Source organism: Caballeronia sp. RCC_10 (assembly GCF_041360715.1).
Lineage (GTDB): Bacteria > Pseudomonadota > Gammaproteobacteria > Burkholderiales > Burkholderiaceae > Caballeronia > Caballeronia grimmiae.
The window spans coordinates 779672-791879 of record NZ_JBFUPT010000001.1; the positions used below are offsets into that span (position 1 = coordinate 779672).

The following is a 12208-nucleotide window of genomic DNA, read 5'->3' on the forward strand; positions in this document are numbered from 1 at the left end:
AGCGACGACGCCACGCTCACGACGGATTCCATCCGAGCGTGATGTACGCACCGCGCCGCGGCGTGTTGTACGAATAAGCGAGTTCATAGTCCCGGTCGAACAGATTGTCGATGCGCGCGCTCACGTACCACGACTTCGTGATGTCATAGCGCGCGGACAGGTTCACGACGCCATAGCCCGCGAGCGTTGAATCGTAATCGCTGCGCGCGCCGCTCACGATCCACTCGCCGCCCACGCGCCAGCGTCCGATCGAACGATGCGCCGACAGCGATGCAAAGCGCCGCGCACGCCTCGTCAGTTCTTCGTGATTCGTCTCGTCGACGGGATTCTGGAACGTGACGCCCGCGCGGATATCGGTAGCGCCCACGTGCCCCGCCCACGATCCCTCGACGCCCTGCACCTTCGCGCGTCCCACGTTCTGCGCGATATAGAAGCCGCTGCCGTCCGATACGTAGTCGATTAGATTCGAATAGCGCGTCTGAAACGCCGTCACCCGCAGCACGCCCACTGCGTCCGATGCATATTGCAACGCGGCCTCGACCGAATGGCTGCGCTCCGGCTGAATCGACGCATTGCCGCTGAACGGATAGTAGAGGTCGTCGAAGCTCGGTGCGCGGAACGACGCCGCATAGCTCGCGCTCGCCCGCCAGTGAGCGTCGAACTTGTACGCGTAGCCGAGATAGTAGCTGTTCGCGCCGCCGAAGTCGGAGTACTGGTCGTGCCGCACGTTCGCCTGCACTTCGCTCCGACCGAAGCGCCCCACGTAGCCCGCGAACACCGAATTGACGTGACGGTCGGGCGCGCTCAGTTGATCCGAATCGAGCGACTGATCGAGATGCTCATAGCCGAACAGCAGCTTGTGGGCATCGGTGAGCCTGAAGTCGTTTTGCCAGAGGTACTGATGATTCTCCGAGTTGAATCGGCTCGTGTACACGCCGTTCTGCTCGATGTTCGCGCGGTCCTGCCCCTGCGCGATGGTGAAGTGCGTGGTCCAGCGATCGGTGAGCCTGCCGTTCGCGAACACCGAAGCCGAACGCACGCGGTCGTGCGTCTTGTTGATGTCGGCAGGGGTGCCGTATGCATCGTCGAAGCTGTCGACGCCGTTCGATTGCAGGAAGCGCACGCCCGCATCCCACTTGTCGGTGAACTTGTGGCGCAGCGTCGCGGCGACGCTTTCGTTCAAATAACCGTTCGCGTTCGGATTCGCACCGGGCGCGAGCGCCGGATCGATCGACGAGAAGCCGTCGGTCTTTTCGCGGGACACGTTCAGGCTGAAGGTGGTGCGGCCCTCGGCATCCAGCGCGCCGTCGACGCCCGCCGATTGACGCTGCGTGTGATAGCTGCCGTACTCGGCTTCGAAGTGAAAGCGCGGCGGGTGGGCATCGCCCTCTTTCGTGAAAATTTGCACGACGCCGCCGATCGCATTCGATCCATACAACGCCGATACATTGCCGTTCACCACTTCCACGCGGCCGGTCTGATCGAGCATCATTTGCGACAGCTGCGCCGCGCCGAGCGATACCGATTCGACACGCACGCCATCGATCAGCACGAGCGATTGCGACGACGCCGCGCCGCGTATGTACACGCCCGAGTTCGCGCCCGGCCCGCCGTTTCGTGTGACCTGTACGCCGGGCGCGAGCGCGATCAGGCCGAGCACGTCGCGAGCGTTGGTGTCGGCGATGTCCTGCTCGTCGAAGAGCGACGTTTGCGGGAGCGAATCGGCGAGCGGTTGCGCGGTGCGCGTCGCCGTGACGACGACGGGCGCGAGCGTTTGCGCGGCGGTATCGGCATGAGCAGATTGCACGAGTAGCGCGCTGAACGCCGCGCACGATGCCACGCAAACGGCGCGACGCTTCATGCCGGACGGAGATGAAACCATGCTTGAGAATCCAGTTCGGGGCTGGCGCGTGCCCCGCTCCCCGCGAGGTCTGTGCGCGACGCGCGCGCCGCTATGCCGATGACATGGACGCGCTGGACGATTGGCCGGTATCCGGGCTGGCGACGCTTCGTCCCGCCTTCCCGCGCATGGCGCGCAGTGGCGTCGACATGTTTCTTGCAGGGCGTGCCGCATGGCGAGTGACCGTGCGATGCGATGCGAGAAACGCGCGAGGGACGACTTGCAACTTGCGTTGCGGTCGCTTACCGTTGCGGGGGCAGCACAGGTTGGCGCGTCCCGGTCATGTGCCGTGGACTTCGCTCCCTGTTTCCCGTTTGACTGCATCCGCGAGAGAAGCGGACGCGAGCACCAAAAGTGCGGCAAGTGTAGGAGCGGGCATCGGGGCCGTCAAGAACGCGCGCCGTGCCCGGCACCCTGCAATCAACACGCACGCTCGCTCTTTCCACACACAAATGCATCGCGATGCGCGCATGTTCCGGGGTTGTTACGTCTCGAAACGAGACAATTATCGGAAGCTGCTTTGAACCGCGCTAAAATGCCAGGTCTTTAGAGGACGCAGCACATGCTCAACGAACTCGAATCACTGTCAGGAAACATCGGCCGGCTGATCCAGATCAGCGAGCGCCACCATCAGGCGCGTCTCGCGCTCGAAGCGCAAATCGAACAATTGCGCGCCGATTACGCGGGCGTTCAGGCCGAGCTCGTGCAGGTGCGAAGCGAGCGCGACGCATTGCAAGCCGAGCGCGACTCGCTCTCCGCGAAGATCGACGACGCACAGGTGCGCCTCAACGCAATCCTCGAGAAGCTGCCGCGTGGCAAAACGCATCACGCCGAAAGCGACAATCAGCTCGACCTTCTCAACGCCGAATCGCAGGCATCGCGCGACGCGCAGCCCGAACATGCGCATGCTGAAGAGATGCACGGCGAACATCATCACGGAGAGAAGGCATGACGACCACGCAAATCGAAGTATCCATTCTCGGGCAGCCGTATCGCCTTGCGTGCTCGCCGCAAACGGAAGCCGCGTTGCGCGAAGCAGTCGCCCGCGTCGACGCCGAAATGAACAAGATCCGCAATGCAAGCAGCGTGCGCGGCACGGATCGCATCGCGGTGATGGCCGCGCTGTCGCTGGCGTCCGAATTGCTTCGGCTGCAGGAAAGCGTGCGTCACGGCGAAGCCTTCCCGGCCGAAGAAATCCGCCGCACGGTGCACTCGATGAACCAGCAGCTCGGCGCGGTCATCGCACAATATGAAGTGCAGTGAGTGCAAGCCGTTTGCATGATGCGCTGATCTAATCAGCCTCGCGGTGTCAATCAAAAAAAGATACTGCGCGATCACGGCGCAGGGGCTGCACAAGGCAAATGATTGGTGTAGAGTGAGGTTTCCCTGCCTGGTGCGCCAAGGTCATATATTCCTTGAACCAATGTCACATTGGCACGGTTGCGGAACCTTGTAACACGGGCGCGCGCGTCACTAGTCTGATGTACCCGAAGTGTTGCTTACCGCGACCAATCTTGAACCCAGGTTCAGGATGCCGGCCTAGCGGCTGAGGCGGGGACCTTATCCAAACGGCATCGGTTTATCCGATGCCGTTTTCATTTGCATCGCCGATTCTTCCCGCTCTCCTCATGCGCTACTGGCTGATGAAGTCCGAACCGGACGAAGCGAGCATCGATCATCTCGCGCACGCGCCGAAGAAAACCCTGCCGTGGACCGGCGTGCGCAACTATCAGGCGCGCAACTTCATGCGCGACCAGATGCAAATTGGCGACGGCGTGCTCTTCTATCATTCGAGCTGTCCGGAGCCGGGTATCGCGGGCATCGCGAAGGTTGCTTCGACGGCCTATCCCGATCCCACGCAGTTCGATTCCAAGAGCCCCTACTTCGATCCCAAGTCCACGCAGGAAACGCCGCGCTGGCTGCTCGTCGACGTGAGCTTCGTCAGGAAAACGCCGCTCATTGCGCTTGCCGAATTGCGCGCGCACGATGCGCTTTCGGACATGCAAGTGCTGGCGCGCGGCAACCGGTTGTCCATCACGCCCGTCACCGAAGCGCAGTGGCGCTTTATTACCGAACGGCTCGCCGGAGACCGGAACTAAGGGCGCGAATGGACCGCCTAAGAGCCGTCGCGAAACGCGCGACGTTACAGGCCGGAGTCCTTCGATGATGAACAAGAAAATCGCCGCCGCACTCGCTCTCGCGATGTCGAGCGCCGCGCTCACCTTCTCGGCCACTGCCGCTGCGCAGACGGTCATCGCCAATCCGCAGCCTTCGGGCGTGCTCTCGCTGTCGGCTCAGGCCAGCACGCAAGTGCCGCAGGATGTCGTCACCATTATGCTCTTCTACGAGCAGGAAGCCGCCGATCCTTCATCGCTGACGACCACGCTGAATCAGCGTGCCGAGGCCGCCTTGCGCGAAGCGAAGGGCGTCGAAGGCGTCACCGCGAAGAGCGGCGCGTTCAGCGTGTATCCGTCGACGGATCGCGACGGCAAGATATCCGCGTGGCGCGGACGCACGGAAGTCGTGCTCGAATCGCATGACTTCGCGGCGGCCTCGAAGCTCGCGGGCAAGATGAGTTCGTCGATGCAGGTCGGCAACGTCACGTTCTCGCTGTCGCCGGAAGCCCAGCGCGCCGCTGCGCAGAAGCTCTCGACGCAGGCCATCGATTCGTTCCGCAAGCAGGCACAGGCCGCAGCGCAGGCGTTCGGCTATAGCAGCTTCACGATCCGGGAAGTGAACGTCGGCCAGAGCGGCGTGGCGCCGCGTCCGGTGATGATGATGCAGGCGCGCGGCATGAACGCCGATGCAAAGATGGCCGCGCCGATGGCGCTCGAAGCCGGCACGACGATGGTCACCGTCGACGTATCCGGCTCCGTGCAGATGGGGCGTTAAACGCCGTTGGTTCAGGCGGCGTTGGCCGGCACGCGCCGATGCCGCTTGTACGCCCACACCATCAGGACGATGCCCGCGATGACCATCGGCAGCGAAAGCCATTGGCCCATCGAAAGATTGAGCGCGAGCAGGCCGAGGTAATCGTCGGGTTCGCGTGCGAATTCCACCGTGAAGCGCGCGAGCCCGTAGCCGATCAGGAACAGCGCCGAGACTGCACCCATCGGACGCGGCTTGCGCGAGAACGTCCAGATCAGGATGAACAGCACGATGCCTTCGAGCGCGATCTCGTACAACTGCGACGGATGGCGCGGCAGCATCTGATACCGCTGGAAGACTTCGCTCAGATGCCATGGCGCATCCAGTTGCGGATTCTTGGCGAGCCAGACGGCGTCATCGTTCGACGAATGCTGGAAGAGCATGGCCCACGGCGCAGCCGGGTCCGTCACGCGGCCCCACAGCTCACCGTTGATGAAGTTGCCGAGCCGCCCCGCTGCCAGACCGAGCGGCACCATCGGCGCGACGAAATCCGTCACCTGCAGCCACGTGCGCTTGCGCTGATGCGCGAAGAGCACCATCGCGAGCGTCACGCCGAGAAAGCCGCCGTGAAACGACATCCCGCCTTCCCATACCTTGAAGATATCGAGCGGATGCGACAGGTAGTAGCTCGCCTTATAGAACACCACGTAGCCGAGGCGCCCGCCGAGAATGGTGCCGAGCACGCCGTAGAACAGCATGTCGTCGATGTCCTTCGCGGTCCAGCCCTGGTTGGCGACGAACGGCAGCTTCAGCCGCAGCCGGCCAATGACGATGGCCGAAATGAACGCCACCAGATACATGAGCCCGTACCAGCGCACGGCAAGCGGTCCGAGATGAATGGCTACGGGATCGAAATTGGGATGTATAAGCATCGTAAGAAAGTCAAAGCAAAGCGGGAAGTCAGGCACGAATCATAAAGCAGAGACGGCTGCGGCCCGCGCGCGCACGATCTCGATGAACCCGGCAAGCACCGGGCTCACCTCCGCCGCGCGCCACACGAGCCCCGTTTCGACAACGGGCGCATCCGCCACCGGCCGCAACGGACGATACACCACGCCCGTGCGTCGCAGATGCCGCAGCGACTGCGGCACGAGCGCGACGCCCATGCCCGCCGACACGAGGCTCACGATGGTCTGCATCTGAATCGCCTCCTGCCCGATGCGCGGCGTCAGCCCCGCCGCGGCGTAGCAACCCATGATGATGTCATACAAGCCCGGCGCGAGACGCCTCGGAAACACGACGAGCGGTGCGGCAGCCAGATCGCGCAGATCGACGGGCGTGTCGGCCCATTCCGCCGCGCCTTGCTGCAACTGCGCGGCCGCTTCCGCCGACATCGCGACGACGAGCGGTTCGCGTGCGATCGGCAGATACGACAGCGACATCGCGTGCCGGGGCGGCAGCGGCGGAATGACGAGGCCCGCATCGATGCGGCCCGCGACGAGTTCTTCGATCTGCACGTCGCTCGTTGCTTCCGTCAGTTGCAGCCGCACGCCGGCATAGCGCGCGCCGAAATCGCGCAGCAGCGCGGGCAGCAAACCGTAATCAGCTGTCGACACGAACGCGAGCGACAGCACGCCCGCCTCGCCGCGTGCGAGCGATTGCGCGAGCGGACGCAGCGCGTCGGCGGAAGCGAGCAGCCGGCGCACTTCGGGCAGCAAGTCCTTGCCGACCGCCGTCAGTTCGACCGTGCGCTTCGTCCGCGCGAACAGCGCCACGCCGAGCGCGTCCTCCAGCGCTCGAATGGCTTGCGAGAGGGGCGGCTGCGTCATGGCGAGGCGCGCGGCGGCGCGGCCGAAATGCATTTCTTCGGCGACCGTCACGAAGTAGCGCAGCAAGCGCATCTCGATGGGCGGGTTCCGCTCTTCCATTGATATGTTTCGCGACCTAATAAGCCCTGAATAATATATTGGACAGGCACAAGCCGACGCTTCATTCTTGGGCCACTAGACCAAAAATTCTCACGGAGCCCCCATCATGCCGTTCAATCGCCGCTCGAAAAACATCACCCAGGGCGTCGCGCGCTCGCCCAACCGTTCGATGTACTACGCCCTCGGCTACAAGGAGGAAGACTTCGACAAGCCGATGATCGGCATCGCCAACGGGCATTCCACCATCACGCCGTGCAACGCGGGCTTGCAGCGCCTCGCCGACGCCGCTATCGCCGCCATCAGGCAGTCCGACGCGAACCCGCAGATTTTTGGCACACCGACCATCTCCGACGGCATGTCGATGGGCACCGAAGGCATGAAGTACTCGCTCGTGTCGCGCGAGGTGATCGCGGACTGTATCGAGACTGCCGTGCAGGGCCAGTGGATGGACGGCGTGGTCGTGATCGGCGGCTGCGACAAGAACATGCCCGGCGGGATGATCGGCCTTGCGCGCATGAACGTGCCGGGCATCTACGTGTATGGCGGCACCATTCGTCCAGGCAACTGGAAGGGCAAGGACCTGACGATCGTGTCGTCGTTCGAGGCCGTCGGTGAATTCACGGCTGGCCGCATGTCGGAAGAGGACTTCAAGGGCGTCGAGAAGAACGCGTGTCCGTCGACAGGATCGTGCGGCGGCATGTACACCGCCAACACGATGAGCTCGTCGTTCGAGGCGCTCGGCATGTCGCTGATGTATTCGTCGACGATGGCGAACCCCGACGACGAGAAAGTCGACTCGGCGGCTGAATCGGCGCGCGTGCTGGTCGAAGCGGTCAAGAAGGACCTGAAGCCGCGCGACATCATCACGAAGGAGTCGATCGAGAACGCGGTCGCGCTGATCATGGCGACGGGCGGTTCGACCAACGCGGTGCTGCATTATCTGGCGATCGCGCACGCGGCGGAAGTCGAGTGGACCATCGACGACTTCGAGCGCATGCGCAAGAAAGTGCCGGTCATCTGCGACCTGAAGCCGTCGGGCCAGTACGTCGCCACCGATCTGCACAAGGCGGGAGGCATCCCGCAAGTGCTGAGAATCTTGCTCGATGCAGGCCTTTTGCACGGCGATTGCATCACGATCACCGGCCGCACGCTCGCGGAGGAACTGAAGGACGTGCCGGGCAAGCCGCGCGTGGATCAGAAGGTCATCTTTCCGATCGAGCAGGCGCTCTACAAGCAGGGCCACCTCGCGATTTTGCGCGGCAATCTCGCGGAAGACGGCGCGGTCGCGAAGATCACCGGCTTGAAGAACCCGGTCATCACCGGCCCGGCGCGCGTGTTCGACGACGAGCAGACCGCGATGGAGGCCATTCTCGCGGACAAGATCAAGGCCGGCGATGTCGTCGTGCTGCGCTATCTCGGCCCGCAAGGCGGCCCCGGCATGCCGGAGATGCTCGCGCCGACATCGGCGATTATTGGCAAGGGGCTGGGCGAATCGGTCGGTCTCATCACCGATGGGCGCTTCTCGGGCGGCACGTGGGGCATGGTGGTCGGCCACGTCGCGCCGGAAGCGTTCGCGGGCGGGACCATCGGCCTCGTGCAAGAGGGCGATTCGATCACCATCGATGCCCACAAGCTGCTGCTGCAACTGAACGTGGATGACGCGGAGATCGCGCGTCGGCGTGCAGCGTGGAAGAAGCCGGCCCCGCGTTATACGCGTGGCGTGCTGGCGAAGTACGCCACGCTGGCGTTGCCGGCGAATCGCGGGGCGGTGACGGGCTGATCGACGTCGCAATCCGTAGCACGCAATGACAAAGGGGCGCACATGCGCCCCTTTGTCTTTTGAACCCGATCCCGCTCAAGCCTCCCGCTGCCGCCGCAACTCCTCTTCCACCGCGACGCTCACCCATTCGCGCATATGCGCTTCCAGCGCAACAGCCACTTCGCGCGTGATGTCCTGCACGAGCCTCGCCGAATGTGCGCGCAGCACATCCTGACAACGCGCTTCGATCAGCGCGCGCGCATCGCCGTTCAGAAACTGCGTGACACGCCCCTGCAAGCGTTGCGCGACGAGTTCCGCCTCGTAGGCGACCGTCGCTTCGTCAGCCGTCGCCGCTCGCGCGAATTCCGGCTTGCCGGGCACGACGACATCGGTGAGAACGGGAATGGATGGATCGAAGGAATCGGACGTGTTCGTGGTGTCGGTCATGGTCTTGTATGGGTCGTCAGAGGTCTCCGTGCGCCGATGCTAACGCACGCGCACCGCCACGCACTGTTCGCTCAGCCGCCTTGCTTGTGCGTTTCGATGGCGTAGCCGCGATCGCGATAGAAGCGAAAGCGCTCGCGCCCGGCAGCGAGATCGTCGCCCTCGTTGCCGACGATCTCGATCAGCCGCTCGAAACGCGCGAACTGCGCGGGCACCGGCGCGCCGAGATTGACGAGCACCTGGTGATGCGGCACGTCGTTGAGATCCGATGCCAGCACCACCGGGGTTTCCTGCGCGAGCGGGCTTTTGGCCATGCAGTGCGGCACGAACTCGAGCGGCGCGAACGTCCACAACTGCTCGTCGAACGCGGCAAGACGCTGCGGCTCGGCAAGCACGACGAGCGCCCGCCCGCTCGCATACGCCTTGCGCGCGAGGCGGCACGCATAGGCGAGCGGATCGCCGACATTCGTATGGAAGTCGATGCGCGTCACGGTTTCGCTCACTGCCCCGCGCGATCGATCAGGAATTGCGACAGCAGCGGCACCGGCCGGCCCGTCGCGCCCTTCGCCGCGCCGCTCTTCCACGCGGTCCCGGCGATATCGAGGTGCGCCCACGGATAGTTCTGCGCGAAACGCGACAGGAAGCACGCCGCCGTCACGCTGCCCGCCGGACGCCCGCCGATGTTCGCGACATCCGCGAAGTTCGACTTGAGCTGCTCCTGATACTCGTCGTCGAGCGGCAGACGCCACGCCGGATCGACCGCCTCGCGCGATGCGTCGAGCAGTTCGCCCGCAAGCGCGTCGTCCTTCGAGAAGAGGCCCGTGTTGTGATGACCCAGCGCGATGATGCACGCGCCCGTCAACGTCGCGATATCGACGACGGCGGCCGGCTTGAAACGTTCGGCGTAAGTGAGCGCGTCGCAAAGAATGAGGCGGCCTTCGGCGTCGGTGTTGAGCACTTCGATGGTCGTGCCGTTCATGGCCGTGACGATGTCGCCGGGCTTCAATGCGTTGCCCGCGGGCATGTTCTCGCAGGTCGGCACGACGCCGATCACGTTCAGCTTCAGGCCCATTTCCGCGACGGCGCGCATCGTGCCGAACACCGAGCCGGCGCCGCACATGTCGTACTTCATCTCGTCCATCGCCTCGCCGGGCTTGATGGAGATGCCGCCGGAATCGAACGTGATGCCCTTGCCGACGAGCACGATCGGCGCATTGGAGGCGTTCGACGCATTCTTGCCGCGCGCCTTCACCGGCTCGCCCGCGCCCTGGTAATGCATGACGATGAACTGCGGCGGCTGCACCGATCCCTTCGCGACCGACAGGAACGAACCCATGTTCAGCGCCTCGATCTGCTTCTGCCCGAGCACTTCGACCTTGAGCTTCCAGTCGCGGCCAAGCTGCTTGGCGGTCTGGCCGAGATAGGTCGGCGTGCAGACGTTGGGCGGCAGATTGCCGAGATCGCGCGTGAGGTCCATGCCGTTCGCGATCGCGACGCCTTGCTTGGCCGCGACACGCGCCGCTTTCTCTTCGGCGGTATCGATGCTGAAGACGATCTTTCTGAGCGAGCGCTCGCCGTTTTCCGGCTTGCTCTTCATCTGCGAGAACTTGTAGGTCAGTTCGCGCAGCGCGAGGATGGCCGCGCGCACGCCCCAGTCGCCGGTGCGTTCGAGAATCGGCAGTTGAGCGAGCGTGAAGGTGACTTGCCCGATCTTCGTGCCGAGAATCACGCGCCATGCCGCGCGCACGGCTTCGCCATACGCTTTCTGATTGAAGGCGTCCTGCTTGCCGAGGCCGACGAGCAGCACACGCGCCGCGCCGATGCCCGTCACTTCGGGGATCATCAGCGTCGTGCCGGCGCGGCCGCTCATGTCGCCCGCCTTGACGACGCGCGAAATCAGCCCTTTCGTCGCGACATCCATGACGCGGGCGGCGCCTGTAAGTGTCTGTGCTTCGAACACGCCGAGCACGACCACATCGGCTTTCCCCGTCAGGAAACCATTTGCCTCGCCTTTGCTCCAATCACAGGCTTTTATGCTAAAGTCCATCGCGCTTATCCTCGGTAAAATCTGGGCTGAAGGATGAAAGCCGCAATTATCCGCTATTTTCACCGCGGCGGTCACAGGCTCACGGCGCAAGGGAACGAAGCGTCGACCCTCGCGTCTGTAGAACGAATAGCCACGCTGCCGCCGCCGGCCTCAAGCAAAATTCAATGATCTTCGAACGCTCCCTGCAGCGCGAACTCGCGTACACGGCCGGCGCCGTGTTCATGGTGCTGCTCACGATCATGCTCACGACGATGATGATCCGCATTGTCGGCTTCGCGGCGTCAGGCCAGGTCGACCCGCGCGACGTCGTCGTGCTGATCGGGCTCACGGTCATCGGCTATCTCGCCGTCATGCTGATCGTGACGCTCTTCGTCTCGATCCTCTTCGTGCTCACGCGGTGGTATCGCGATTCGGAGATGGTCGTATGGCTCGCCTCGGGCGTCAGCCAGACGCAGCTCATCAAGCCGATCGCCACGTTTTCCACGCCGATCATCATCCTCATCATCTTCTTCGCGTTCGTCGGCTGGCCGTGGTCGAACCAGCAAAGCAAGCTCATCAAGGCGCGCTTTCAGCAGCGCGATGAAGTCTCGTTGCTCGCGCCGGGGCAGTTCCGCGAATCGCCGTCGAGCCATCGCGTGTTCTTCATCGAGAAGATGTCGCCGGATCAGGGGCATGTCGAAAACGTGTTCGTGACGAGCACCGAAGGCGGCAAGGTCAACGTGATCGTCTCGAAGAACGGCCACACCGAAACGCGCGCGGACGGCGACCGCTTCATCGTGCTGGAAAACGGCCGCCGTTACGATGGCGAGCCCGGCCAGCCCAACTTCCGGATCATGGAATTCGCGCGTTACGGCGTGAAGATCATGAATCATCAAGTGGTCAACACGCCATCGACGACGGGCATCTCCACGCCCGATCTGCTCGCCGATCCGACCCAACAGAACCTCGCTGAGTTCGCGTGGCGGCTGGGCTTGCCGCTCATCGCCGTCAATCTGATGCTGCTTGCCATTCCGCTGTCTTATCAGAACCCTCGCCGAAGCCGGACCATCAATCTCGTGATGGCCGTGCTGATCTATCTGACGTACTCGAATCTGCTGAACGTGGTGCAGTCGTGGATCGAGCAAGGGAAGCTCTCGTTCGGCGTGGGCATCGCGGGGCTGCATATTCTGGTGAGCGCGGTCGTCGCGTTCATCTTCTGGCTGCGGGTGCGCAACCGGCCGCTCTTCACACGCGCGATGTTCACGCGCTCGAAGGGAGCGTAA

Annotated in this window: 12 protein-coding genes, 1 other RNA gene and 1 riboswitch; of the genes, 7 read left to right on the forward strand and 6 right to left on the reverse strand. The window is 63.6% G+C overall.

Translation table 11 applies throughout. The features are described from left to right. Positions 1-16: 16 nt before the first annotated feature. Entirely contained in the window at positions 17-1882 is a 1866-nt protein-coding gene (locus AB6804_RS03710; RefSeq protein ID WP_370885266.1) for a TonB-dependent receptor plug domain-containing protein, read from the reverse strand. Between the two features lie 84 nt (positions 1883-1966). Continuing rightward, a riboswitch (cobalamin riboswitch) is annotated at positions 1967-2268 on the reverse strand. Between the two features lie 194 nt (positions 2269-2462). Between AB6804_RS03710 and AB6804_RS03715 the strand changes: the two genes are divergently transcribed. The 5 genes from AB6804_RS03715 to AB6804_RS03735 all read left to right on the forward strand — a co-directional run bounded on the left by AB6804_RS03715 (position 2463) and on the right by AB6804_RS03735 (position 4792). Further along, positions 2463-2852 (forward strand): hypothetical protein, encoded by a 390-nt coding sequence (locus AB6804_RS03715; protein WP_035960524.1) that lies wholly within the window; start codon positions 2463-2465, stop codon positions 2850-2852. After that, positions 2849-3163 carry a cell division protein ZapA gene (locus AB6804_RS03720; RefSeq protein WP_370885267.1) on the forward strand — a complete coding sequence of 105 codons (315 nt, stop codon included), beginning with the start codon at positions 2849-2851 and terminating at the stop codon, positions 3161-3163. The genes AB6804_RS03715 and AB6804_RS03720 overlap by 4 nt, the downstream gene beginning before the upstream one ends. 117 nt (positions 3164-3280) lie before the next feature. After that, positions 3281-3462, forward strand: a non-coding RNA gene (gene ssrS / locus AB6804_RS03725) — 6S RNA. 66 nt (positions 3463-3528) lie between these two features. Next, a complete protein-coding gene (locus AB6804_RS03730; RefSeq protein WP_370885414.1) occupies positions 3529-3999 on the forward strand; it encodes an EVE domain-containing protein in 471 nt (156 codons plus the stop codon). 67 nt (positions 4000-4066) lie between these two features. Further along, on the forward strand, positions 4067-4792 hold the full coding sequence (locus tag AB6804_RS03735) for an SIMPL domain-containing protein (RefSeq protein ID WP_370885415.1): 726 nt from the start codon (positions 4067-4069) through the stop codon (positions 4790-4792). An 11-nt stretch (positions 4793-4803) separates the two neighbouring features. Here AB6804_RS03735 and lgt read toward each other — a convergent pair whose 3' ends face one another. Both lgt and AB6804_RS03745 read right to left on the reverse strand, forming a co-directional pair. Beyond that, positions 4804-5700: a prolipoprotein diacylglyceryl transferase gene (gene lgt / locus AB6804_RS03740; protein ID WP_370885268.1), complete on the reverse strand. Its 897-nt coding sequence runs from the start codon at positions 5698-5700 to the stop codon at positions 4804-4806. 39 nt (positions 5701-5739) lie between these two features. Beyond that, positions 5740-6696 (reverse strand): LysR family transcriptional regulator, encoded by a 957-nt coding sequence (locus AB6804_RS03745; protein ID WP_035960518.1) that lies wholly within the window; start codon positions 6694-6696, stop codon positions 5740-5742. Between the two features lie 106 nt (positions 6697-6802). On the opposite strand from AB6804_RS03745, the gene ilvD reads away from it, so the two are divergent. Then, positions 6803-8476 (forward strand): dihydroxy-acid dehydratase, encoded by a 1674-nt coding sequence (ilvD, locus tag AB6804_RS03750; RefSeq protein WP_370885269.1) that lies wholly within the window; start codon positions 6803-6805, stop codon positions 8474-8476. Between the two features lie 75 nt (positions 8477-8551). Here the strand turns inward: ilvD and AB6804_RS03755 are convergent, their stop codons facing one another. From AB6804_RS03755 to AB6804_RS03765, 3 genes are all read right to left on the reverse strand, one after another. Then, a complete protein-coding gene (locus AB6804_RS03755; RefSeq protein ID WP_035960516.1) occupies positions 8552-8902 on the reverse strand; it encodes a DUF2486 family protein in 351 nt (116 codons plus the stop codon). Positions 8903-8973: 71 nt separating this feature from the next. Next, complete coding sequence (locus tag AB6804_RS03760; RefSeq protein WP_370885416.1) at positions 8974-9390, reverse strand: DNA polymerase III subunit chi; 417 nt, start codon at positions 9388-9390, stop codon at positions 8974-8976. Between the two features lie 8 nt (positions 9391-9398). Beyond that, a complete protein-coding gene (locus AB6804_RS03765) occupies positions 9399-10946 on the reverse strand; it encodes a leucyl aminopeptidase (RefSeq protein WP_370885270.1) in 1548 nt (515 codons plus the stop codon). A 164-nt stretch (positions 10947-11110) separates the two neighbouring features. Here AB6804_RS03765 and lptF point away from each other — a divergent pair, with 164 nt between their 5' ends. Next, on the forward strand, positions 11111-12208 hold the full coding sequence (lptF, locus tag AB6804_RS03770; RefSeq protein WP_370885271.1) for an LPS export ABC transporter permease LptF: 1098 nt from the start codon (positions 11111-11113) through the stop codon (positions 12206-12208).